The 24,579-nt window shown below is 38.8% G+C and carries 25 protein-coding genes and 1 riboswitch; of the genes, 16 read left to right on the forward strand and 9 right to left on the reverse strand.

Translation table 11 applies throughout. The features are described from left to right. Window positions 1-82 precede the first annotated feature (82 nt). The 8 genes from NYE73_RS12445 to NYE73_RS12480 all read left to right on the forward strand — a co-directional run bounded on the left by NYE73_RS12445 (window position 83) and on the right by NYE73_RS12480 (window position 10,155). On the forward strand, window positions 83-757 hold the full coding sequence (locus NYE73_RS12445; protein ID WP_048392894.1) for a response regulator transcription factor: 675 nt from the start codon (window positions 83-85) through the stop codon (window positions 755-757). Further along, on the forward strand, window positions 754-2,139 hold the full coding sequence (locus tag NYE73_RS12450) for a HAMP domain-containing sensor histidine kinase (RefSeq protein WP_054548609.1): 1,386 nt from the start codon (window positions 754-756) through the stop codon (window positions 2,137-2,139). Before NYE73_RS12445 ends, NYE73_RS12450 begins: the two co-directional genes overlap by 4 nt. Window positions 2,140-2,371: 232 nt before the next feature. After that, entirely contained in the window at window positions 2,372-5,197 is a 2,826-nt protein-coding gene (locus NYE73_RS12455; RefSeq protein ID WP_048392890.1) for a 2-oxoglutarate dehydrogenase E1 component, read from the forward strand. A 90-nt stretch (window positions 5,198-5,287) separates the two neighbouring features. Beyond that, complete coding sequence (gene odhB, locus NYE73_RS12460) at window positions 5,288-6,550, forward strand: 2-oxoglutarate dehydrogenase complex dihydrolipoyllysine-residue succinyltransferase (protein ID WP_048392889.1); 1,263 nt, start codon at window positions 5,288-5,290, stop codon at window positions 6,548-6,550. 340 nt (window positions 6,551-6,890) lie between these two features. Continuing rightward, window positions 6,891-7,077, forward strand: a riboswitch (Lysine riboswitch). A gap of 119 nt (window positions 7,078-7,196) precedes the next feature. Further along, window positions 7,197-8,054, forward strand: coding sequence for a transporter substrate-binding domain-containing protein (locus NYE73_RS12465; protein WP_004230114.1), 858 nt, complete (start codon window positions 7,197-7,199; stop codon window positions 8,052-8,054). Window positions 8,055-8,224: 170 nt separating this feature from the next. Then, window positions 8,225-8,950 carry an amino acid ABC transporter permease gene (locus tag NYE73_RS12470; RefSeq protein ID WP_004230111.1) on the forward strand — a complete coding sequence of 242 codons (726 nt, stop codon included), beginning with the start codon at window positions 8,225-8,227 and terminating at the stop codon, window positions 8,948-8,950. 12 nt (window positions 8,951-8,962) lie between these two features. Then, window positions 8,963-9,694 carry an amino acid ABC transporter ATP-binding protein gene (locus NYE73_RS12475; RefSeq protein WP_004230107.1) on the forward strand — a complete coding sequence of 244 codons (732 nt, stop codon included), beginning with the start codon at window positions 8,963-8,965 and terminating at the stop codon, window positions 9,692-9,694. 263 nt (window positions 9,695-9,957) lie between these two features. Then, window positions 9,958-10,155, forward strand: coding sequence for a DUF6501 family protein (locus tag NYE73_RS12480; RefSeq protein WP_048392887.1), 198 nt, complete (start codon window positions 9,958-9,960; stop codon window positions 10,153-10,155). Between the two features lie 48 nt (window positions 10,156-10,203). On the opposite strand, the gene NYE73_RS12485 is transcribed toward NYE73_RS12480, so the two are convergent. Next, window positions 10,204-11,271, reverse strand: coding sequence for a toxic anion resistance protein (locus NYE73_RS12485; protein ID WP_009371332.1), 1,068 nt, complete (start codon window positions 11,269-11,271; stop codon window positions 10,204-10,206). Further along, on the reverse strand, window positions 11,268-11,918 hold the full coding sequence (locus NYE73_RS12490) for a 5-bromo-4-chloroindolyl phosphate hydrolysis family protein (RefSeq protein WP_004230101.1): 651 nt from the start codon (window positions 11,916-11,918) through the stop codon (window positions 11,268-11,270). Before NYE73_RS12490 ends, NYE73_RS12485 begins: the two co-directional genes overlap by 4 nt. A gap of 436 nt (window positions 11,919-12,354) precedes the next feature. Between NYE73_RS12490 and NYE73_RS12495 the strand changes: the two genes are divergently transcribed. Then, window positions 12,355-12,567, forward strand: a complete 213-nt coding sequence (locus tag NYE73_RS12495; RefSeq protein WP_115673571.1) for a hypothetical protein — start codon at window positions 12,355-12,357, stop codon at window positions 12,565-12,567. A gap of 94 nt (window positions 12,568-12,661) precedes the next feature. Here NYE73_RS12495 and NYE73_RS12500 read toward each other — a convergent pair whose 3' ends face one another. The 3 genes from NYE73_RS12500 to NYE73_RS12510 all read right to left on the reverse strand — a co-directional run bounded on the left by NYE73_RS12500 (window position 12,662) and on the right by NYE73_RS12510 (window position 15,103). Beyond that, window positions 12,662-12,928, reverse strand: coding sequence for a CPCC family cysteine-rich protein (locus NYE73_RS12500; RefSeq protein ID WP_016994024.1), 267 nt, complete (start codon window positions 12,926-12,928; stop codon window positions 12,662-12,664). Window positions 12,929-13,048: 120 nt separating this feature from the next. Beyond that, entirely contained in the window at window positions 13,049-13,330 is a 282-nt protein-coding gene (locus tag NYE73_RS12505) for an acylphosphatase (RefSeq protein WP_016994023.1), read from the reverse strand. Window positions 13,331-13,375: 45 nt separating this feature from the next. Next, the gene (locus tag NYE73_RS12510; RefSeq protein ID WP_259950737.1) at window positions 13,376-15,103 is read right to left on the reverse strand and encodes a globin-coupled sensor protein; all 1,728 of its coding nucleotides are present in this window, start codon (window positions 15,101-15,103) and stop codon (window positions 13,376-13,378) included. Between the two features lie 87 nt (window positions 15,104-15,190). Between NYE73_RS12510 and NYE73_RS12515 the strand changes: the two genes are divergently transcribed. The 3 genes from NYE73_RS12515 to NYE73_RS12525 all read left to right on the forward strand — a co-directional run bounded on the left by NYE73_RS12515 (window position 15,191) and on the right by NYE73_RS12525 (window position 16,700). Further along, the gene (locus tag NYE73_RS12515) at window positions 15,191-15,511 is read left to right on the forward strand and encodes a DUF1033 family protein (RefSeq protein WP_233732723.1); all 321 of its coding nucleotides are present in this window, start codon (window positions 15,191-15,193) and stop codon (window positions 15,509-15,511) included. 222 nt (window positions 15,512-15,733) lie between these two features. Next, the gene (locus NYE73_RS12520) at window positions 15,734-15,934 is read left to right on the forward strand and encodes a cold-shock protein (RefSeq protein WP_004230088.1); all 201 of its coding nucleotides are present in this window, start codon (window positions 15,734-15,736) and stop codon (window positions 15,932-15,934) included. Between the two features lie 274 nt (window positions 15,935-16,208). Then, window positions 16,209-16,700, forward strand: coding sequence for a YkvA family protein (locus NYE73_RS12525; protein ID WP_259950738.1), 492 nt, complete (start codon window positions 16,209-16,211; stop codon window positions 16,698-16,700). 61 nt (window positions 16,701-16,761) lie between these two features. Here NYE73_RS12525 and NYE73_RS12530 read toward each other — a convergent pair whose 3' ends face one another. Together NYE73_RS12530 and NYE73_RS12535 are read right to left on the reverse strand one after the other, a co-directional pair. After that, window positions 16,762-17,577 carry a S1C family serine protease gene (locus tag NYE73_RS12530; protein WP_103118108.1) on the reverse strand — a complete coding sequence of 272 codons (816 nt, stop codon included), beginning with the start codon at window positions 17,575-17,577 and terminating at the stop codon, window positions 16,762-16,764. Window positions 17,578-17,635: 58 nt separating this feature from the next. Then, on the reverse strand, window positions 17,636-18,274 hold the full coding sequence (locus tag NYE73_RS12535; protein ID WP_103118109.1) for a hypothetical protein: 639 nt from the start codon (window positions 18,272-18,274) through the stop codon (window positions 17,636-17,638). 169 nt (window positions 18,275-18,443) lie between these two features. Here NYE73_RS12535 and NYE73_RS12540 point away from each other — a divergent pair, with 169 nt between their 5' ends. From NYE73_RS12540 to NYE73_RS12555, 4 genes are all read left to right on the forward strand, one after another. Further along, window positions 18,444-18,914 carry a DinB family protein gene (locus NYE73_RS12540; protein WP_103118110.1) on the forward strand — a complete coding sequence of 157 codons (471 nt, stop codon included), beginning with the start codon at window positions 18,444-18,446 and terminating at the stop codon, window positions 18,912-18,914. A gap of 80 nt (window positions 18,915-18,994) precedes the next feature. Further along, complete coding sequence (locus NYE73_RS12545; RefSeq protein ID WP_048392873.1) at window positions 18,995-19,552, forward strand: TetR/AcrR family transcriptional regulator; 558 nt, start codon at window positions 18,995-18,997, stop codon at window positions 19,550-19,552. Between the two features lie 27 nt (window positions 19,553-19,579). Continuing rightward, window positions 19,580-20,815: a beta-ketoacyl-ACP synthase II gene (fabF, locus tag NYE73_RS12550; protein WP_259950739.1), complete on the forward strand. Its 1,236-nt coding sequence runs from the start codon at window positions 19,580-19,582 to the stop codon at window positions 20,813-20,815. A gap of 201 nt (window positions 20,816-21,016) precedes the next feature. Next, complete coding sequence (locus tag NYE73_RS12555; RefSeq protein ID WP_259950740.1) at window positions 21,017-21,763, forward strand: amidohydrolase family protein; 747 nt, start codon at window positions 21,017-21,019, stop codon at window positions 21,761-21,763. 57 nt (window positions 21,764-21,820) lie between these two features. Here the strand turns inward: NYE73_RS12555 and NYE73_RS12560 are convergent, their stop codons facing one another. After that, the gene (locus tag NYE73_RS12560; RefSeq protein WP_048392870.1) at window positions 21,821-22,540 is read right to left on the reverse strand and encodes a metallophosphoesterase family protein; all 720 of its coding nucleotides are present in this window, start codon (window positions 22,538-22,540) and stop codon (window positions 21,821-21,823) included. 129 nt (window positions 22,541-22,669) lie between these two features. Next, window positions 22,670-24,274: an ABC-F family ATP-binding cassette domain-containing protein gene (locus NYE73_RS12565; RefSeq protein WP_004230062.1), complete on the reverse strand. Its 1,605-nt coding sequence runs from the start codon at window positions 24,272-24,274 to the stop codon at window positions 22,670-22,672. Window positions 24,275-24,579: the final 305 nt, after the last annotated feature.

Here is a 24,579-nt window from a genome sequence, read left to right on the forward strand (position 1 = left end):
ACAGACTTTTTATTTGATGTTATGCTATAACAGTATAGGGATAAAAATCCTACATCGTTATTTTGGAATAGAAGGTGATATGATGCCTAAGAAGATATTGTTGGTAGAAGATGAAAAGCATATCGCTCGCTTTGTCGAACTTGAATTACAACACGAAGGCTATGAAGTAAAAACTGCCTTTGATGGTCGAGAAGGATTGGCTTTGGCAACATCGGAAAATTTTGATGTACTTTTACTGGATGTGATGTTACCAAGTATTAATGGGATTGAGATTTGCCGTCGTATCCGAACACAATCACAAGTACCGATCATTTTATTAACGGCACGAGATGCTGTGATGGATCGTGTAGCAGGACTCGATGCAGGGGCTGATGACTATATCGTCAAACCTTTTGCGATAGAAGAGCTGCTGGCTAGGATACGGACGATTTTACGTCGTGTCACGCCAGAGCAGACAAGCAGTGAATCTTTATGCCTACGGGATATTGAAATAGATGTAGCTGCCTATGAAGTTTTCGTTCAGGGGAATAAACTTGATCTAACAAAGACAGAATATGACTTATTGAAACTATTAATCGAGCACAAAAATAGAGTATGTACACGAGAGCATATTTTAACATCCGTTTGGGGCTATGATACGGATATCGAGACCAACGTGGTAGATGTTTATATCAGACATTTACGTACAAAGCTCCCTGGGGCGATGAATGATTATATTGAAACCGTTCGTGGTGTTGGGTATGTGATGCGAGAATGAATAAGTTAAGAAATTATTTACGTCAGCAGTCCCTGCAAAAAAAATGGATGCTGACCTCAAGCAGTGTCATCTTTATTAGCTTTACGATAATTTGTGTAGTCGTCTATCTTTCTCTGCATACATGGTTATTAAATGATGAGGAGAGTAAGGTCAATCGGACAAGTAAGGATATCATCTCTTTTTTAGAGTCCCAAGGTCCTACAATTACCATTCAGCAAATTCAGCAAAATACAGGCTTGCTCAAATCGATTGCGGATCGTGATGAGACGGTCCGAATATTTAATGCTGATGGGGTGGATATTTTACGTATCAATGATACCTCTGCTGCTGCACCACTTAATTCGTTGCAGGAAATTTTTGAGATGACCATTGATAAGCAGGATGTGCTGGTCATCAATGAACCGATTCGGATGGGCTTTTTCCAAGGCTATATTCAGGTGATTCATCCGTTAACTAGTTTTCAATCTCTCATGCATTATCTTTTGACAGCCATGCTGATTGCAGGGTTAGGAGCCTTAGTGTTATCTGGCTCTATTGGCTATTATCTAGCGAACTATTTAATGAAGCCACTACACGAATTGCGTGCATCCATGAAAACTGTGATGGATCAAGGATTTAAGGAGCCTATACAGCTAACCTATACATCACATGACGAAATTGGTGATTTACTGAAGATGTATAATGCCATGATGAACGAGCTGCAAATCTCATTTACCCAGCAGCAGCAATTTGTCGCCGATGCTTCTCATGAGCTGCGTACACCGATTCAAGCAATTGAAGGGCATCTTTCTCTTTTAAAAAGATGGGGCAAACATGATCCTGCCATATTAGAGGAATCCATTGATACCTCCTTAACAGAAATTGCTCGTATGCGCAAAATGATTGAGGAATTATTAGAACTTGCACGGCGTGAAGAAAAAGATGAAACAAGTGAGGCCAATGCATTAGTGGTCATCGAAGCAGTGATGGATGAGGTAAAGCTTGTTCATCCACAAGCGCGAATATCGCTGTCGAAACATGGTGAAATTGGTCCGTTATTTATCACCGAAAATGCACTAAGTCAAATCGTTCGTAATATAATAGAGAATGCCATTCGTTATTGTGAAAAAATTCCTGAGATACAAATTTCTATTTCTGTTGCTGGAAATTATGCATGTTTAGAAATTACTGATAATGGTATAGGAATAGCACAAGACAATATTCCGTTTATCTTTGATCGTTTTTATCGAGTGGATGAAGCAAGAAATCGCCAAATTGGTGGAACAGGCTTAGGGCTTAGTATTTCGAAGATGTTACTTGAAAAATACAATGCCACAGTAGAAGTCAAGAGTGAGGTTAATATTGGAACCGTTTTCTCGCTGAAAATCCCGCTAAAATATTAAGAAAAATACACGCTTTATTTCATTATTCTATCCTTTGCGAAAAAAATTGCTTAATTTGCTAAAAAGAGTTGTATTTTTTGTGAAGAGTAGTAAGATTGAGATGGAAAAAACGTTCTTTAAAATATGGAAAAGTAGTGAGAAACATTCTTTTAAAGAACGGCTAAATATTATATAATTAATTGCAATTTAATTAATGGAACTGCCGAAAGGCAAAATTTGGAGGTCATTTTTCATGTCGAACAACGTTACAACTGTAAGTTCTCCATGGTCAGCTTTCTCTGGTCCTAACCTAGGATATGTGATGGAGCAATACGACTTATTCTTACAGTCTCCTGAAGAAGTAGAACCGGAGTTAGTTTCTTTATTCCAACAATTTGGTGCACCAGTAGTAGTAGAAGGTGAAGTAGCTGTAGCTAGTCATACAGCAGCGGCTCCTGCTGGCGATTACAAAAAAGTGTTAGCCGCTGTAAAACTAGCAGATGCAATTCGTTCACGCGGTCATTTAGCAGCAGATATCTATCCTCTGAAAAACCGTGAACTACAAACAGCTCAAATTGAAGAAAGCGCGTTCAACTTAAGCGCTGCAGATTTAGCTGAAATTCCTGCAGCAATCTTCTTCAAAGATGTGCCAGCAAACGTGAAAAATGGTAAGGATGCAATCGACTATTTAAAAGCTATTTATACAGATAAAGTAGCATTTGAATATGGTCACGTAGTAGCTACTGAAGAACGTGATTGGATTCAAGCGCAAATCGAATCAGGCTCATTCAAACAAGCATTATCTGCGGATGAGAAGAAAGCCTTATTAGATCGTTTAACTCGCGTTGAAAATTTCGAGAAATTTATTCATAAAACTTTTGTAGGACAAAAGCGTTTCTCTGGTGAGGGCTTAGATACGCAAATCGTTCTATTTGATGAAATTATTAAAACGGCAGAAGCAAAAAATGTGGAAAACGTACGTATTGGTATGGCACACCGTGGTCGCTTAAACGTTTTAACACACATTTTAAATAAACCTTATGACATGATGTTCTCTGATTTTGCACATGTTTCCAATGATTTATTTATGCCAGAGCATGGCCGCCTTGAAATTACAAAAGGTTGGACAGGTGATGTGAAATACCACATGGGTGCTTCTTACAACCGTGAATCCGGTATGAATGTAAAATTGGCTTACAACCCATCTCACTTAGAAGTGGGCAATCCAGTAGTACTTGGTGCTACTCGTGCAACACAAGATGATACATCTAAACCAGGGCAACCTATTTTTGACCGTACAAAGGGCTTAGGCATTCTTGTACACGGTGATGCTGCATTCCCAGGTCAAGGGATTGTAACAGAAGTGTTAAACTTCGCTAAAACAGAAGGCTTTACAACAGGTGGAACAATCCATATTATCGCAAACAATATGATTGGATTCACAACGGAACATTATGATTCTCGTTCTTCTGTGTATTCTTCTGACCCTGCAAAAGGCTATGAAGTACCAGTAATCCATGTCAACGCAGATAGCCCAGAGGCAGTAGTGCAAGTTGGACGTTTTGCGGCAAACTACCGTCAAACATTTGGCAAAGACATTATTGTGGACTTAGTAGGTTACCGTCGCCATGGTCATAATGAAACAGATGACCCAACAGTGACAAACCCAGAAACATACAAATTAGTGTCTAAACATGAAACAGTGCGTGCATTATATGGTGCACAATTAGTGGCAGAAGGTCTTGTAACTGCTGATGATGTAGCTGCACTAGATACAGCTATCTATGCAGAAATGCAAGCAGCCTATGACCACGTCAAAGAAATGGCAGAAAAAGATGATCATCATCATTTAGAAATGCCAGAAGAATTAAAAGTAGAGTTCCCACAAATTGATACAGCAGTAGGTGCGGAACGTTTAGAAAAAATCAATGAAGAGCTTTTAGTGTTTGAAGAAAACTTCGAACCACAGAAAAAGCTTGGTAAAATCTTAGAAAAACGCCGTGATGCTTATGCGTCTGCAAAAGTTGACTGGGGTCATGCTGAAACTTTAGCGTATGCAACGATTATTCAAGATGGAACACCAGTACGCTTTACAGGTCAAGATGCACAACGTGGTACATTCTCTCAACGTCACTTAGTACTGCATGATAAAAACAATGGCAATGTCTTCACACCACTACACCATATTTCTGGTGCGAACGCATCCTTTACAGTACACAACTCTCCACTGACTGAAGCTGGGGTGGTAGGCTTTGAGTATGGTTACAACCTAGAAAATAGCCATGTACTAACAGTATGGGAAGCACAATTCGGTGACTTTGCGAATATGGCACAAGTGATGTTTGATAACTTTATTTCAGGGGCACGCTCAAAATGGGGTCAAAAATCTGGTCTAGTTATCCTTTTACCTCATGGTTATGAAGGTCAAGGTCCAGAGCACTCTTCAAGCCGTATGGAACGCTATTTACAAATGTCAGCTGAAAATAACTGGTTTGTAGCGAACTGTTCAAATGCAGGAAACTACTACCACTTATTACGCCGTCAAGCAGCATTATTAGGTACAGAAGGGGTACGTCCACTTGTAGTCGTATCACCAAAATCATTATTACGTCACCCATTAGCTGCGGCGAATGCTGAGCAATTAGCAAATGGTTCATTCCAAGAAGTGATTGAACAACCAGGCTTAGGGGCTAAACCAGAAGCTGTAGAGCGTATCGTTTTAGGTACAGGTAAAGTGATGATCGACTTAGCAGAGCGCGTGAAAGACGGCGAAGGCTTCGATCACCTACACATTATTCGTGTAGAACAACTTTACCCATTCCCAAAAGAGCAAGTAGCTGGTATCATTGCTAAGTATCCTAATGCAAAAGAGATTGTTTGGGTACAAGAAGAACCTAAAAACCAAGGCTCATGGAATTATGCATTAGAAACATTATATGAACTTTCAGAAGGTAAAAAACTTCGCTATGTAGGCCGTCCTGCAATGAGCTCAACTTCTGAAGGGGATGCAGATTCTCATAAAGCAGCACAAGCAGCTCTTATTGAAGAAGCGGTTGCTGAGCCAGTAAAGGTTAAATAACATATATCAATTTTTGAAACCGGGCTACTTGCCCTTAAGCAGTAGCCCTTCTATGTGCGTCATGCACGTTAATCAAAGGAGGAAATGAAAGTGGCTGAAATTAAAGTCCCTGAATTAGCAGAATCGATTACAGAAGGTAGTATCGCACAGTGGGTAAAAAAAGTGGGCGATCGCGTTGAAAAAGGTGAATTCATCGTTGAACTTGAAACAGATAAAGTAAACGCTGAGATCATTTCTGAAGAAGCAGGTGTATTAACACAAATTTTAGCTGAAGAAGGCGATACTGTACTAGTTGGTCAAGTTATCGCAGTAGTAGAAGCAGGCGAAGGCGCAGCAGCAGCTCCAGCAGCGGCAGCACCAACTGAGGCAGCACCTGCACCAGCAGCGCCACAAGCAGCACCTGCACCAGTTGCAGCAGCTCCAGTAGTAGAAGAAACTTCTGGTGAGCGTGTAGTTGCATCTCCAGCAGCACGTCGTCTTGCACGTGAAAAAGGTATTGACCTTGCAGCGGTATCTCCAGTAGATCCACAAGGACGTGTACGTGTACAAGATGTAGCAGCTCATGGTACAGCACCAGCTGTAGCACCAGCAGCAGCACCTACATCCGTAGCAACTTCAGGAGGCCCAGTAGTATTCACACCAGCAGCTAATTCTGACCGTGTAACAATTGAAAAAATGAGCCGTCGTCGCCAAACAATTGCAAAACGTTTATTAGAAGTTAAACAATCAACAGCAATGTTAACAACATTCAACGAAATTGACATGACAAACATCATGGCACTTCGTAAACGTAAACAAGAAGAGTTTGTAAAAGCAAACGACATCAAACTTGGTTTCATGTCATTCTTCACTAAAGCAGTTGTTGCAGCACTGAAAAAATACCCATACGTAAACGCTCAAATCTCTGGCGATGAAATTCATTTAAATAACTTCTTTGATATCGGTATTGCTGTATCGACTGAAGAAGGTTTAGTCGTACCAGTTGTACGCGATGCAAATAGCAAAAACTTTGCAGAAATCGAAAAAGATATTGCTAACTTAGCGACAAAAGCTCGTGATAAAAAATTAGGCTTAAATGACATGGCTGGTGGATCATTCACAATCACAAATGGTGGTGTATTCGGTTCATTAATGTCAACACCAATTATGAACGGTACGCAAGCTGGTATTTTAGGTATGCACTCAATTGTAAACCGTCCAGTTGCAGTAAATGGTGAAGTTCAAATCCGTCCAATGATGTATGTAGCACTTTCATACGATCACCGTATCATCGATGGTAAAGATTCTGTAGGATTCTTAAAAACAGTTAAAGAATTAATCGAAAATCCTGAAGATTTATTATTAAATTCATAATTCCATTAAACCCTGCGAACAATGTTCAGCAGGGTTTTTTGTATGACGAAAGGTATTGACCGATTCTATGCTTGAAAGAGTACGAATGGTACATCGTTTAGAGGAGCAAAGAAAGAAAAATACGCAACTTTTCTCACGTATAGAACATACTCTATAATAAATATTTGTTGTAATTTTCAGAAATATCAACAAAAGTTCAACGATTTAAAGTGGAAGCAGAACGCACAATATCCTAATATTGTCATAAGTCAGAAAAATGTTAAAATCGTCTTGACGAACATATTAGTTTTATAGTAGTATCTAAATATCAATTAAATAAACAAACCTCACGAATTGTTACCAGTGAGGTAGAGGCGCGGTATTTATTAGTTCATTGTTGAGTAAAAGCAAGCGAAGACGCAATGAAGAAGGAAATATCGCCGAAGTATAAAAGGAGCTCGTACTTTTATACTGGGTCTGCAGTGAATAAGTGCAGGACTGTCCTAGTAAATGGATTTCCAGATTTACTAGGTTGTGCTATCTCGGAAACATGGAAATTATAGTGAGGATTTGGGCAACTGTCATAAAAGGTAAGACCTAAGTTCAATAAACTTAGGTCTTTTTTAGTACAGTTGTCTTATTTTTTTACAGAAAAGGGGAGTTTTTCATGAAAAGAAAATGGTTGTTAGTAATGATCTCTATCATGACGGCAATTGTGCTAGCTGCATGTGGCACAAGTGACAAAAAAGAGGGCGGTTCAAGTGATGCTGGAACTGACAAAGAAGAAGGTGGCGGTGAATTCCGAATTGGAATGGAGGCTGGCTACCCACCGTTCAACTGGACACAGCAAGACGATGCGAATGGCGCAGTGAAAATTGCGGATAATGCAGAGTATGCAGGTGGCTATGATGTACAAATGGCAAAGAAAATCGCTGAAGGTCTAGGCAAAGAGTTAGTCATTGTTAAAATGGAGTGGGACGGTTTAGTTCCAGCGCTACAATCAAACAAAATTGATGCAATTATTGCAGGTATGTCACCAACAGAAGAACGCAAGAAAACAATTGATTTTACAGAAAACTATTATACTTCTGATTTTGTTATGGTTATTAAAAAAGGTAGCAAATATGAAGGCGCAAAATCGATTCAAGACTTCTCAGGTGCTAAAATTACATCACAATTAAATACATCAAACTACACAGTTATCGATCAAATTAAAGGCGTAGAAAAGCAAACAGCAATGGAGAGCTTCCCAGCAATGCGTGTGGCGTTAGAAGCAGGTAAAATTGATGGCTATGTAGCTGAACGTCCAGAGGGCATTTCCGCTTCTGCTGCCAACGATAAATTCACATATGTAGCATTTGAAGAAGGCTTTGATACAGACCTATCAAATACTTCAATTGCTGTAGGCTTACGTAAAGATGACGCAAATCGTGAAAAAATCAATGAAATCCTAAAAGGCATTTCAGAAGATGATCGTCAAGCGATTATGGAAGAAGCTATTTCTCAACAACCCGCAGCACAATAATGACATGGCACGGACTAGCAATTAGTCCGTGCATGATCATTTCATCATTATCAAAATGAGAACCTCTCTACATAATGATAATGTCCTAGCGTGACAAATCATAGAATGGTAGAAAGAGCTAGGACACAAAAGAAATAAGCGAGCAAGATGACATTGTTAGGAGGAACATCATGAGTCTTGAATGGATACTTTCAATTATTGAAAACAACTGGCAAATGTTTTTACGAGGTGCGTATTATACGTTACTGATTTCGAGTATTAGTACAATTATTGGTGCATTTATCGGATTTTTCATCGGAATTATGCATACGATTCCAGTTCGTAAAAAAGGTGTGAAATTTTATAGCTTAAAGCTCATTAATTTTATACTAACATGCTATGTTGAATTTTTCCGTGGTACACCAATGATTGTACAAGCTATGGTTGTCTACTACGGATTAGATATCGCATTCGGTATCGATATGCACTTTATTACAGCAGGTATTTTAGTCGTTTCCCTCAATACAGGGGCCTATATGGCAGAAATTGTTCGTGGCGGTATTGTATCCATTGATAATGGTCAATACGAGGCAGCATCAGCAATTGGCATGAACCACTTCCAAATTATGCTTCATGTTGTCTTACCACAAGTAGCGCGTAATGTTTTACCAGCGACAGGTAACCAATTAATCATGAATATTAAAGATACGGCCGTATTAAATGTCATTGGAGTAACGGAATTATTCTTCCAAACAAAATCAATTTCGGGTAACAACTTCCGTTATTTCGAATCATTCTTCGTTGCATGTGTTCTTTATTTCATCATGACATTTACCGCATCTCGCATCCTTCTGTATGTTGAAAAACGTCTAGATGGTCCTGATGCCTATCAAAAAGAACAAAAAGAAGCCGTATAGGGGGACGCACAAATGGCAGTCATTAAAATCGAGCATTTAAGTAAATCATTTGGACGTAACCAAGTGTTAAAAGATGTGAATTTCCAAGTGGAAAAAGGGGAGGTAGTTTGTTTAATTGGCTCATCTGGCTCTGGTAAATCCACATTGCTTCGTTGCATAAATTTATTAGAAACGCCAAGTGGCGGTCAAATTATTTATAAAGGGGAAGACATCCTAGATGAAAAGCACAATATTCAAGAATATCGCACACATTTAGGCATGGTGTTCCAGCAGTTCAATTTATTTAACAACCACAATGTCATAAGTAATTGCACAGTGGGCCAAATCAAAGTGTTAAAACGTTCGAAAAAAGAAGCAGAAGAAACGGCGCTTAAATACTTGAAAATCGTTGGCATGGATCAATATGTGAATGCCAAGCCCCGTCAACTCTCAGGCGGACAAAAGCAGCGTGTGGCCATCGCTCGTGCCTTATCAATGAATCCTGATGTAATGCTATTCGATGAGCCAACATCCGCATTAGACCCAGAAATGGTGGGTGAGGTATTAAAGGTAATGCGTCAGCTAGCAAACGAGGGCAATACGATGCTCATCGTGACACATGAGATGGAATTTGCCAAAGAAGTAGCAGATCGTGTTGTCTTTATGGATAAAGGTGTAATTGTGGAAGAAGGCCCTCCAGCACAAGTATTAGTCAATCCACAACATGAACGTACGAAGGAATTTTTAAAGCGTACATTAAAATAAGCACAAAAAAGTGAGTCCAACCTGTTGGACTCACTTATTTTCTAGAATTCCATTCTGCATAAAGTACAAAGCAGATTGCGAATGCTACAGCAATGATAAAAAACCATTGCGGTACACCACCAAAACTCATCATAACACCTCAAATATTCATTTTTTTTGGATAGAATAGGTATAGTATTTCTTTTTTCTCCACAAAAGACCAAAAATATTATAAAATAAGCAATAGACATTAGCTTTTGCTAGTAAAGAGAGGTAGAGAGAATATGTTACATTTAAAATGGAAAGATGCGCCAACATTACGAACGGTTACTTGCAAACATACAAATGCATCGAAATACTTAGTATCAAACGTATTAACAGTAGGAAAAGAGTATGAAGTGAAAAATGAAACAGAAGAGTTCGTTTTTATCATCGACAACACAGGTAATGTCGGTGGCTACTATAAAGATTATTTTGAATAAAAACAAACAGGGTGGTTCAGAACATTTGCTGAGCCACCCATTTTTTTGTTAATCTCGCTGATAGCTGCTAGCACCCGCCACATCCTGTAGCTGTTGTTTCTCTTGTTCAGTTGCGGTATGCAGGGCAAAGACATCTTTAATTGCTGTTTGCAGCTCTTGCTGTGTTTCTTTAAACTTCGAAACTTGCTGTTCAAACGTGGGACTTGAGAAGCGATCATGAGCCCTTGATAATCGCTCCTCTAAACGTGCATAATGATGATCCATATGCATCGATAGCATCATCGCCAGTTGGTTTTTCCAGAGCGGAATCAAGGTAACGATAGAAAACTCAATTTTTTCAGCTAATGTTTGATTGGCCTGCTGAATCATACGGATTTGAGGAGCTGTTTGCAGAGCGACTTGCTGTGATACTTGTAAATCATAAATACGTTGATCGAGTCTTTCGATTTGAGCAGCAAAGTCATTTAATTGCTGGATCGCAAGTGGCTGTTTGGTAGCTTGGACACTCGTTATTTGTGCAGGTAGCTCTACCTCAATGGCTTGCTGCTTTTTCATTTGACCTGCGGCAATCGCCGTTGCCAATTCCTCAAAAAATCCTCGATTATGGGCATAAAGCGCCTCTAAGTTTTCAACATCTTTTATCAGCTGAAGCTGTGCACGTTCTAGCTGAACGCCAATGCGTTCCACCTGTATACTAATACGTTCAAATTCTGTGAGTGTTTGCTTCACATTAGGCTCGGTTTTGCCAAAGATTTTTTTGAAAAAGGTTTGCTTTTTTGGTTCCAAAGCAGTCGGATCTACTCGATCTAACGTCTGCATTAAAGAATCCAGCATTTGACCAATTTTAGTGACATCCTTTTGCTTTACTTGAGCAAGCATGCGGTCGGCAAATTGAGACAGAGCTCGCTGTGAATCTTGCCCAAGGGACAGCAATGATTCAAAATCAGTCAAATCGATTTGACTGGCATACAGTAATGCGCGACTTTGTGCAAGAGGCGATAGCGTTTCATAAGTCGCCATCGCCTCGTTTTGCGGAGTTGTTTCTAAATAGGATTGGACTAGTGGAGAAAGCCCTGGTATGGTATTTAGTTGAAATGCGTGTTCGTTTGCTGTCATTTATCATCGCCTCGCCAGTCCAATTGTTCTCTACGTCTAAGATTGGAACGATTTGCGAATTCAATCTCCATTTGCAGATGATCGATATCATTTGCAAGTGCATCCTTTAAATCAATTTGAATTGTGTCATTCAAATCAGTTAGGGTTTCACGTGTTTTGGATAAAGTTAATTGAATTTCCTTATCCTTCACTGGCTGCTTGGAAAGCATTGTATATTTATCCGTTAATTCTACAGCAGAAGGTAAGTGTGCATAGAAAAATGGTTCCACATTATAAAATTTACGTGGGTCTGTCTTGACGATTTTGACGATATTTTTGGAGATACGCGTCATTTCAAGTAGTTGTTTAAACGCTGAAACAGAACGTACACGTAAATAGTTTTGACTCAATGTTTGAATATGCTTATTAGCTGTTAATACTTGTGTTTCAATGTGTTTGAATTCTTCTTTTGTGATGCCTGCTATTTGCATGACTTTCTTTTTTTGTCTATGTTTCAGCAACGCTGTACTCGTCGCATAGGAACCCGCAAACAGTAAACCACCAAGGAAGAATCCAGGATTTGCCGCAATTGCTGCGATAGAAACAGTTGTGAGCGAAATAAGAAAGCTGGCACTATGTCTAGAGAAAAACTGTCCGACACTAAGCATTGTTTCATCCTCCTTGCTTTTCAATATGTCTATCTTCTTATACGAAATAATCGACATAAAGTTTCATTGAAAATTAATCCCTTACATAAATTTTACTGCTATTTGTGAACTTTCTCAATGATAATACATAGAATAAGTGAGTTGTTTCGATGAATAAGTCGGTTTTGCTATCCTAAGGAGCCATTCTGACATGGGAATGAGGATTTTTTGCATCTAGGTTACTGAATAGAGGAGTGTAATTTGATTCAAGAGCGGCTTCTGCCTCAAAGCGAGCGGTATTACTCATATTGCGAGCGGTTAAGTGAGATCCATGAGCGGCTCCAACTCGAAAAGGAGCGGTTTATTCTCTAAGAAGAGCATCTTCATCCAAAATGAATGAGTCTTGTATGAAACTTTTTCCAAATGAATTCGTAACTGATACAAAGGGGGATACAGGATGACGAAAATTTTTCTGGTGTCTATTACAAAAAATAGGGATGAACCAGTAAGTGAACAGAAAGTGAAAGAAAAAGTCTTTGAGAAAAAATCAAAATTAAAAGCCTATTTAAACAAAGAAGGCTATATGAAGGAATCCAAAAATCAATATGTGAAAATCACTGATGAATCGATATTAGTTGCTGCCATTCAAAAAATAAAAATCAAAAAATGATGATAGGTCATGTTCTTAAGAGCATGACTTTTTTGATTTCAATAACTAGGAGAGGAGGTATCATTCAAAGAACCCATAGCCCAGTGTCAGCTCTCTAGAAAAACGGCTTCCAATTTGAATCTTTTTCGTCTTTTTCGTTTGGTTTTCTTACAAACGCAATACATCGTTCTTCGCATGCACCAAATATATTAAAATTTTTCTGTGCTTGCCTTAAGGATAGCGTATTAGCTCCACCTCCAAAGTCATAATCATAAAATTGAACGCCGTCATCTTCCCAAAAACAAATTTCACATATCTCGTATGTACCTGGTGGTTTTCCTTTCATTGTCTTATATCCGCAACAAGGACAAGTAAATTTCATTATAATCACTCCCAAATATTTTTCGATAATTTTATCATACTTCCTATATGACAAAATGCAGTGTTAAGATTAAAAATTGTTGAACCCCTCTCTAAAACAACACTACAAAAAAGCCAGACATTAAACAATGTCTGACTCCATACGTATATAGCCTTTTAAATCATCGTATAATTCTAAAGAAAATGAATTGGAATCGGCTTGGGGACTAACGCCTTTTTGGACAAAAAGGAGAAATTCATTGAGTGCCTTTTCTGAGCCCTCCACTTCCACTTCAATTTGCTCTGCGTCATTCAATCGACAGTATCCTTTTAACCCTAATTCAATAGCTTTTTGCTTGATGAAGAATCGGTAGCCTGTGCCATAGACATCACCAAAAAATTTTATACTTGCTCGTTTGTTCAAGGGAATACCTCCTACTTAATAGAGGAGAGGGGCGAACCTCTCCTTTTATTGCATGACACGTTCTTTTTCTAAATAGGCAATTAAGTTATTAATGTGATAAAGTACATGCTTAGATGCCTCATCGACTTCTTTTAGATGAATATCAGCTTGTTCGATATGACCCGCTTTATGGGCTTCAGCCGCAAGCTTCGCTGATTCATGGACGCGTAAATGATAGCCATCTAATTCATGATAGTCCTGTAAATGACCGAAACGTTCGACTGTACGAGACGCAGTGTACCATTTGCCAAGTCGACAGTCTCTATGAGAAGAAACATCGCTTGGATCAACGTTTTCTAGGCCAAGGAACATGTTATAAATGCGCCATTTCCATAAAATATGATCAGCCTTCGATAATTGTAGTAGGGCAATAGATGAAAGCTGTACATTATTGTTAGCAATAAGATCATTACGGAAACGGTTAATTTCTTTCCCTAATAAATGAATATCGCTGGATGTATTATGACTATAATCACGAATATCTTCCTGCAAGCTTGAAATTTCAATCATTCTTGCTGAAACTTCATCAATCGCGGCTGCTTGTTCCTGGGAAATGGCAGCCGTATTTGTCACATCTAAATTAATACCCTCAATCGCTTGAACAATGGCATTTAATAATGGTAACGAATCTTTTGCTTCAACGGTTGCTTCTTTAATAATAGCTGTCGTATCGGTAATCGAGTTAGAAACATCATTCGAATAACTCTTTAAATGATGAACATTTGCGGATACTTCACTTAGCGCAGCTACCGTGTTTTCAGCAAGCTTTCGTACTTCCTGTGCAACGACCGCAAAGCCTTTCCCATGTTCACCTGCACGCGCTGCTTCAATGGAGGCATTAAGTGCGAGTAGATTCGTTTGATCGGCGATTTGATTGATTAATGTGACAACCTGTTCAATATCATTTACCCTTTTTTGTAATTCTGAAAATGAGTCAACAATGGATGTAAAGGTCTCCTCTGTTTTAAAAATCTCCGATAGGGCATGCTCAATAGCGTTTTTACCTTTTGTAGCATGGTCAACAGATTCAGTTGTTTTCTCTGATATATGAGAAGACATGCGTGCAACCTCATTGATAGAAGCTGCAATCTGTTCTGTTGCAGCAGTAGAGGATTGAATCTCTTCATTTTGCTTATCTAGGCTAAAAACTAAATCCTTCATGTACATAATTTTGGCATTGACATCCATTAAAGAAGATACTTCTCCTACCACATTTTCAATAATGCGTTCTGTTAACACTTCCACTAATAATTCTTGATCGACATTGACAGCGGATTGGAAGGATTTCATATATTGAAATGCTTTATTTGGCTTGATACCAAAATTGTATAAAATATATGTAGTAATATAGAAGGCAAATTGGTTGAAGACAACAATTAATTTACCAGGCTCGTATTGATGCTTGCGGAATAGATTGAAAAATTTGACAGTTTCATCTACATAATGATCATCACGAGTTGCTAAGAAAAACTGTGTTAAGTATTGATTAATATTTTCTTCACTAATGATTAATTGAGAGGTAGGGGATATCTCGCTTAAATAATGATGAAAAATGGCATTCATGGAAGGGGTAATGTCTTTGAGCTTTTGATAGAGTGCCTTTAAGTGCTCCTCATCTTGTGAAGTGAAATGATTGAATGCCAGTGTTTGGTAAAATCGGCCTGTTGCATGTAAATCTGTACCACGTTTGAGTAGTTCTTCTAGCTCTGCTTTAGGTCGAATACTTGAAAACATAAAAATACCTCCAAAAAGTATGTATAATAAGGTAATAATAGCATAATTCAGGTGGTTTTAATAGACATTTCAGTTGTGTTTGCTAAAATGAAACTATCTTATGACAGCAAGGAATGGGCAAATATGTATACAATTATTTACATGAAAGCGGACTATGAGCCTTGGTGGAAATTTGAAGGCTGGGAAGCTTATATTCAAACTGAAGATACATTTGACACGAAGGAGCTCTTTGAACGTGCATTACAGCAAAAATTAGCGCATTTTCGTTCCTCTTACGATAATGAGGCAACGAAAGAGGAGCAGTATTGGGCTTTTTGGTCTGAGGATGAGAGCTTTTACTGTGAGGCTTGCGATGATGATGCACAAGTATATCATGGAATAATTGCGTGTAAAATAGAAGAGAAGTAAAAAAATTTTGAAAAAAAGTAAAAAAGATTTTTTCTTTATTTGACAAAATTATGGATGGCAGTTATACTTAACTTAACAATTTAATTGCTTCACCGGAAACATGAATTCACATATTACAAAAAGTGATCGCGTTAGTTCGGTACTCTTTGTAATATGTGAATTTTTTTCAATCGCTGAAGAAATTACATATTGTTCACTTTTATTTTTTGGAGGTTTTCTTAAATGAAACAAGGTACAGTAAAATGGTTTAACTCAGAAAAAGGTTTTGGATTCATCGAAGTTGAAGGTGAAAACGACGTATTCGTACACTTCTCAGCTATCCAAGGCGAAGGTTTCAAAACTCTTGACGAAGGTCAAAAAGTGGAATTCGAAGTTGTAGATGGCAACCGCGGACCACAAGCTGCTAACGTAACTAAACTTTAATTCTCAGTAATTAAAATTACTTTCGTTAAACCCAAGACATCCTATGCAAATAGGATGTCTTTTTTGTATCATTTGCAAGTTTAAGGATTACAAATCCTATTTTAGGTTAAATATATAGTAGTGGCGGATAGCCATGCAAAAGTAAAGGATAGCGCTATAAAAGCAGCGGATAGCCATGTGAAACTGGAGGATAGCTGCACAAAAGTAGCGGATAACCCCATAAAATGGAGGGTAGCCCCGCCAAAATAGCGCATCGCTGTAAAGAAGGAGGCAGATGAATGTGAATAATGAAGAAAAATTGCCTGAAGAACAGGAGCAACAGGATTTTTATCAGAAACTACGTACAAAATTAGTAGCTTTCCTTGGGTCGAAAAAGGGAAAAAGTAACAAGTTTACTCCGTATTTAATGTTTGTGCCTGATTTATTTCATTTGTTAATTAAAACACTAACCGATGCGGGTGTAGATAAAAAGAGTCGTGCATTAATTGGGGCATCCATTGCGTATTTTGTATTACCGATGGATTTAATGCCAGAAGGACTGCTAGGCTTTGGTGGCTATTTAGATGATGTTGTACTAGCAACTTTTGTGGTAAATACCATTATTAATAAGTTGGGTCCAGATGTAGTGGAAAAGCATTGGACAGGGGATGACAAGCTTTTACATGTGCTACAAAAGGTTGCCGAAGTGAGTGATGAGGTTGTCAGTAAAATTCCTGTAAAATCGCCAATTGCTCAGTTCGTCAAGCAAGAAAGTAAAGATAAATAATAATATTATGTAAACCTAAGACACCTTATAAAAATGAACCTGCTTATTACAGGTTCATTTTTTATTGCTCTTCTAATAAATTCCGGAGTTGTTGTACAGGTACAAATAGGCCAACATTTCCAATGGGCTCATATTTCATCGTGGCAAAGATAACCCCAATGACCTCACCATGTTGATCGATTACAGGGCTACCACTATTGCCCCGATAAACAGGAGCTTTTAGCATCCTAACTGGCTCCTGCCAATCTTCTAATTGAATGGCTTCTAGCAATGTTCCTTCATTAGCGATGCCGGTGAAAGCAAGTGGATTTCCAATAAAATAGACATGTTCATTAACAGTGTAAGGTGGATCTTCTGCAAGAGGTAGATAGGGAAGTTGCTCAGCTTGCACCTGTACAAAGGCTAAATCTACGGCTGGATAGCTTTCGATTAATGTTGCTTCCATCAGTCCCTCATCAGGAAAGACGACTGATAATGTTGTGGCATGTTCGACAACATGGGCGTTGGTGACAATCAGACCATCTGGTGAGATGGCAAAACCAGTGCCTTTACTGGAGCCTGTTGAAATTTCAACGACTGCCTTTTTATAGGTTTGTATATCCTCTTGTGCAGAGAGTCGCGTTGAAACCTTGATAAATTCAAGCGCGGGTATGGAGTAGATTTGAAAAATGAGGGCAAATGTATTGAAAAACAGCACTAGTGCCATACCCCACACGATCCAGCGTACAAGAGGCTTTTGTTTTTTGGGCTTTTTTCCATAAATGCGTTCTTCTCGCGCCTGTGCTAAGGCTTTTTGCTGTTCCTCGAGTACAAGTTCAATAAATTCTTCTTCCGTTAATTCATCTTGCTTTGGTGTTGCATTATGTATATCACTCATTGATTGGCCTCCTTTGCTAAAAAACAGACGCCCAAGCAGGACGCCTGTTTTCTTTCAATTATTCTATTTTTTGCAAGGTTGATGTCACAACAAATGGCTCATCTTGCTCTGTTTCCATCGTATCCTCTTTGCGAATTAGACCAATGTCCTTTGCAAAATATTTGGTTGTGGTCATTTGATCTTCAGAGCGACTTAGCTGGATGACATCTTGATAGACTGTTGTACCAGTATCAACAGTAGCAGTCGTTGATTCAATGGTCCAACCTTGAAAGCTTGTCCCGACTTGTAAAGGCTTTTGAAGTACGGTTTCCAGGACAGGATAAGAAGCTGCCTCAGCTGCACTTGGCATGCTTGGATTACTGTCAACAGGTTCTCGATAGACAAGATCAATACTTGTATCCGTTATGCGGTAGATTTTTGATAGTGTCACACCACCATTATCCTCTATTTGTACGATATGCTGTGTATCGAGGTAGGTAGTTTTTAGTGTGAAGCTAGCAAATTCATTTCCTTCCCCTTGAAAAGAAGCAACAGATCCATCAGGTGGAAAATAGGAGAGAAGTGACGTTTGATCTTGTTCCACTGCTTGCTTGTCTTCCACAGATGGTGTTGGAGCTGGCACAGGCTCTTCCTGAACTTCTTCACGACAGCCAGCCAGCAAAAATACTACAGAAAGTACTAGAACAGGGTATCTCATGGGCACACTCCTTCGCTATTTTCTTTCATTATACGTGAACGAGGAGTGTTATACGAATAATATGAGATTGTATAAATAATATTATTATGTAAACTATTTAATGAAAACTTGTAACAGCATGGAAAATTATCTATGATAGAAATGAAGTGAAAAAATGGGGGGCAAAGACATGTATAGACATGTAGATGATTTCTTACAAGAATGGTCAAATGCATCAAACGGGACACTACAGGTATTACAGGCTTTAACAGATGACAAGCTTCAGCAAAGTATTGTAGAGGGTCATAGTACACTTGGTTGGTTAGGCTGGCATTTAGTTGGAGCAGCAGGTTATTTTAGCTATCTAGCAGGCTTAAAAGTACCAATGATTCGCCAAGAAGATCCTGTGCCATCGACTGCGGCTGAGATCGTGACAGCCTATGAAAGCGTAGCAAATGGTATTAAAGAGGAAGTGGCTAAGCTTTCGAATGACGAGTTACTAGAGGTAGTAACAGGCTTTAAAGCGCCGATGCCAAAAGGGGCTTTATTACGTGTATTAATTGACCATCAAACACATCATCGTGGACAAATGACGGTCCTACTACGTCAAGCAGGTTTACCAGTACCTGGCGTGATGGGACCAACAAAGGAAATGCAATAATCACGCAAGCAGCAGATAAATCGTTTATCTGCTGCATTTTTTAGATTGACACTTACCTACTAGTAAGTTAGTATAAAGCCATGACAAATAGAAAAATGCAAATTATAGAATTAACATTGAAGAATATTCAGGAAAAAGGATTCACATCATTTAGTTATGAGCATTTAGCAAAGGAGCTTGGCGTCACGAAAGCCAGTATTCACTATCATTTCGAGAAGAAGGGAGACTTAGGGATTGCTGTTTGCGAAAGAATTCAACAAGGATTAGAGAGAACTTTTACATTGATGAAGGAGTCCACTTTGCCAGCTGAGGAAAAGCCATTTGCCTTTATTATGCAGCGAATAAAATTTCTAGAGCAAGACGGCATTTGCCCTATATCAGCTTTACAGGCGGATTATCAAGAATTACCGCAACCAATGCAAGAAAAGCTTCAGCAGCTTAGTCAAATGGAAATCGATGTCTTTGTTGAGCTATTGAAAGAAGCTAAACAACAGGGCGCACTCCAAGCTACTAATGATTTGGAGGCTCTAGCTGTATTACTTATTTCAAGTACGAAAGGGGCATTACAATATAAACGTGTTGTAGGAGAAGCGTTCTTTCAAAAGATGCTGGAGCAATTAAAGGAACTGTTAAAGTAAGACATGATACGAGAAGGAGCGATGTGCATGGTACGAAGAGTCGTTGTTACTGGATATGGTGTTGTTTCCCCGTTAGGTAATTCGGTATCAGCCTTATGGGAGAATATTAAGGCAGGAAAATCAGGGATTCAAAAAATTCAAGGGGAGGCATTTAGCGGCATTAATACGCAAATTGCTGGGACGAGTAAGGATTTCGATGCAACGCTGTATATGGATAAAAAAGAAATCAGTAAATATGATCTATTTGTGCAATATGCTGTTGCCGCTGCCCAGCAAGCTCTGACACAAGCCAATTTAAATATTGATCAGGTAGATAAGGAGCGTTTAGGCGTTTACATTGGGTCTGGCATTGGGGGCATTGAAACGATTTTAGAAAATCATCAAGCGATGCTCAATCAAGGGCCTAGGAAGGTGTCACCATTTATGGTGCCGATGATGATTAGCAATATGGCTGCAGGAATACTAGCAATCAAAACGGGCTTTAAAGGACCAAGCTTTTCACCTGTTTCTGCCTGTGCGACAGGAAACCAGGCGATTGGAGAAGCTTTCTTAGCGATTCGACATGGCTATGCGGATGGCATTTTAGCAGGCGGAGCGGAGGCACCGATTAATCCACTTAGCTTTGCAGGATTCTCCCGCATGAAAGCCATGTCCACTAGGAATGAAGAGCCAACAAAGGCCAGTCGACCATTCGATAGCGAGCGGGATGGCTTTGTCATGTCTGAAGGAGCTGGCATCGTATTCCTAGAGGAGTATGAACACGCCAAACAAAGGGGTGCTACGATTCTGGGTGAGATTGTTGGCTATGGTGTGACAACAGATGCTTATCATATTACAGCTCCTGATTTTACGGGTGCTGCCAATGCCATGAAGCTGGCATTAAAAATGGGTGCTATCGATGGGTCAGCTATCGATTATATCAACGCACACGGCACAAGTACTCCAGAGGGAGATAAATCTGAAACAAAGGCTATTAAACACGTTTTTGGTGACCATGCCTATCAACTAAAGGTTAGCTCCACAAAATCGATGACAGGACATCTCTTTGGCGCGGCCGGTGGAATTGAAGCCATTATTACATTGAAAAGTATAATGGATGGCATTATTCCACCAACCATCAATTATGAAACACCAGATCCCGAATGTGATTTAAACTATGTTCCTAATGAGGCACTTCATCAAGACGTTAACTTTGCGCTATCGAATGGGTTTGGCTTTGGTGGTCATAATGCTGTGCTAGCATTTAAAAAATTTGAGGAATAAGGCATTAGCTATTAGCTAAAAAGAATGGTATGAATTTAATCGTTCATACCATTTTTTACGTTTGTTTTATCAACTTGAAAAGAGAAGAAGGAACTTAAGCTATTGCAATTCAATAAGTTTTCCTTATGATAAATAGCTAGAAATTCGTATTATAACTTATAGTTAGAGTATGGTAAATTCAAAGGTAAAGGGGGACAAATGATGCGAATCTTTGATGCACACTTTCATATCATTGACTTTAATTTTCCGATTATCGAAAATCAAGGTTATATGCCACCAAGCTATGTAGTAGAGGATTATCAAAAGGACACAGTGAGTCTCCAGATAGCGGGAGGCGCCATTGTATCAGGATCTTTTCAAGGATTTGACCAAGCCTATCTTTTAAAAGCATTGAAACAACTTGGTCCCACGTTTTGTGGGGTAACGCAATTATCTAATACGGTCACGGATGATGAAATTGTACATTTACATAACAATGGGGTACGGGCATTACGCTTTAATAGTAGACGAGGTGGCTCAGAGGATTTATCACAGCTAGAAACCTTTGCACGACGGGTTTATGATTTGGTGGGCTGGCATAGTGAATTATATATCGATGCGAAGGAAATACCGGAGATAGCCTCGACAATTGAAGCATTACCAGCCATCTCCATCGATCATTTAGGGTTGTCGGAAGAAGGGCTGCCACATTTATTAAAGCTTGTTGATAAGGGAGTACGTGTCAAGGCGACTGGCTTTGGTCGTGTGGAGCTGGATGTGAAGCATGCTTTACAAGCGATTTATAATGCTAATCCAGATGCCCTCATGTTTGGAACAGATTGCCCGTCTACAAGAGCTAAACGACCTTTTAATTATGGGGATGTGGAATTGATTCAACAGCTATTTGATCAACAGGCTGCTGATAAAATCCTCTACAAGAATGCGCTGCAATGGTATTTTCAGCGTTGAATATAAAAAAGAATCCATGTTGGCATGAAAATGGATTCTTTTTTAATTATGACGGTACTAAGCATTTCGATAGTTGGCAAACATTATTTCATTATAATACTGATCTAATTGAGGCATACCCAGCTCTTTTGCGATCATTAGCTCAGCCTCTCGGTCATATGCTACTCTAATAAATTGGATGGCATTGTTTGACTGTGTTCCATCTAGAATGGCATAGGAAGCAGAAGTTAGGTCAAGTGAATTACCAACACTCCCTACATTACAAAGAATTCCTTGTTTATATGTATGTAAAAAAGTTGTATGGATATCGCCATAGAACACAATATCAGGATGTTTCTTGTAATGGCTTGAATTGGTTACTGCCGTATTCTCAAACATAGATAAACGCTTTTCAAGTGGATGATTTGGTAGGATACGTTCAAATTCACTTCTTGGAGACGCATGGAAAAATCTTATGAGCTGTTCATTTAATTCAAGATCAATATGGAAGGGTAATGACCCGAGATATTGATAGTCTTTTGCTGTTAATCGATCTTTAAACCATTGGAGAAAATCATTGTCAGTAGGGGATTGAATAAATACGTCCCAATTGCCTCGTACGACTTGTTCACAATTCTGTTGGATAAGTTCTATACAGGCAGAACCTTGAGGGCCCTTGCCGATTAAATCACCTAAACAAAAAATTCTGTCAATCTTTCTTAAGCGAATGTCTTTTAATACGGCCTCTAATGCCGTTTTATTCCCATGAATATCTGATATAATTGCAATTTTCTTCACGAAGATTACCCCCTCATTAATGCTATACTATATAATTCAATAAAAATCCTTTTAATCCTTTAAAAACCATATAAACACGAAAGACAAAAAAATCCTCTACCCACTATGGGTAGAGGATTTTTGTAAAGCTTAGCTTAAGCCTTGGCTATCTTTCCACTCTAGGAATTCATCATATGTTAACTGCTTATCTAAAATAGAGCCGTCTTCACGGATTTCGATGACACGGTTAGCAATTGTTTGGATGAACTGATGGTCATGTGATGTGAAAATCATTGCGCCTTTGAAACGAATTAAGCCCTCGTTCAATGCTTGAATAGATTCAAGGTCAAGGTGGTTCGTAGGTTCATCTAATAAAATAACATTTGCTGTCGCAAGCATCATTTTCGATAGCATACAACGTACCTTTTCGCCCCCAGAAAGAACAGCAGGGGATTTCTTCACTTCTTCACCAGAGAACAGCATACGTCCTAGGAAACCACGAAGGAAGCTTTCTGTTTCATCGTCTGGAGAATATTGACGTAACCATTCTACTAATGTTTTTTCAGAACCTTCGAAGTACTTGTCATGATCGTTTTCGAAGTAGCTTTGAGATGTCGTTACCCCCCATTTAAATGTGCCAGCATCCGCTTCTTTTTCTTCCATTAAAATATCAAGAAGTGCTGTTTTCGCCATTGGGCTACCAAGTAAAACAATTTTATCTTCTTTGTTCATCGAGAAGCGCATGTCCTTGAATAGCGTTTCGCCTTCATGACTTGCTGTTAGACCGTCTACTGTTAGGACATCGTTACCAATTTCACGCCCGATTTGGAAGTTGATGAATGGATATTTACGGCTTGATGGCTTAATATCATCAAGCTCAATTTTATCAAGCATTTTTTTACGAGATGTTGCTTGCTTCGATTTAGAAGCATTGGCAGAGAAACGTGCGATAAACGCTTGTAATTCTTTAATTTTCTCTTCTTTTTTCGCATTTTGGTCTTGTGCCATTTTTTGCGCTAATTGAGAAGATTCATACCAGAAATCATAGTTCCCTACATATAATTGGATTTTAGAGAAGTCCAAATCCGCAATATGTGTACATACTTTATTTAAGAAGTGACGGTCATGGGATACAACAATAACTGTATTCTCAAAGTTAATCAGGAACTCTTCCAGCCACTGAATTGCCTTTAAGTCAAGGTGGTTGGTAGGCTCATCGAGTAATAGTACATCAGGCTGACCAAACAGTGCCTGTGCCAGTAATACTTTAACTTTGTCAGAACCTTCAAGATCGCCCATTAGCATGTAATGAAGATCATCGGAGATACCTAAACCGTTTAATAGTGTAGCCGCTTCTGAATCAGCTTCCCAACCGTTTAGCTCTGCAAATTCACCTTCTAACTCTGCAGCACGCATGCCATCCTCATCTGAGAAATCTTCCTTTGCATAGATAGCGTCTTTTTCTGTTTTCACGTCATATAGGCGTTTATTCCCCATAATAACTGTGTCGAGCACTGTATGCTCATCGTATTCGAAGTGGTTTTGTTTCAGGACAGATAAACGTTCGTCCTTACCCATCGATACATTTCCTTCCTGCGCTTCAATTTCACCAGAAAGGATTTTTAAAAATGTTGATTTACCAGCACCATTTGCCCCAATTAAACCGTAGCAATTGCCTGGTGTGAATTTTATATTTACGTCTTCAAATAGTTTACGATCGCCATAGCGAAGACCTACATTACTAACTTGAATCATGCAAGTTCCTCCTTTTTTCACAATGGCTCTAGTATAGCATGAAATACGTTCCATAGTCTATAAACATTATTAAATCAAGGTTTGGCGTTCTTTCCACATTTTTTGTTAAACATAAACTGAATAAAGATACAATAAAAAATTTAAATTTGGTGTAACTTTCTTGGAGAGTGAGGCGTCTATTGTAGTGTGATTAACTATTTTTGAAAAAGAATAGAAAAATGACATCATTTACCACGGGGATTTTAGTTGCTTATTCATAAAGGTTTCGTCTAAAATGATTCTGACTGTTTATATATCAAGTAAAT

Origin of the sequence: Lysinibacillus sp. FSL K6-0102 (assembly GCF_038003545.1) — a bacterium.
GTDB classification, from domain to species: Bacteria; Bacillota; Bacilli; order Bacillales_A; family Planococcaceae; genus Lysinibacillus; species Lysinibacillus capsici.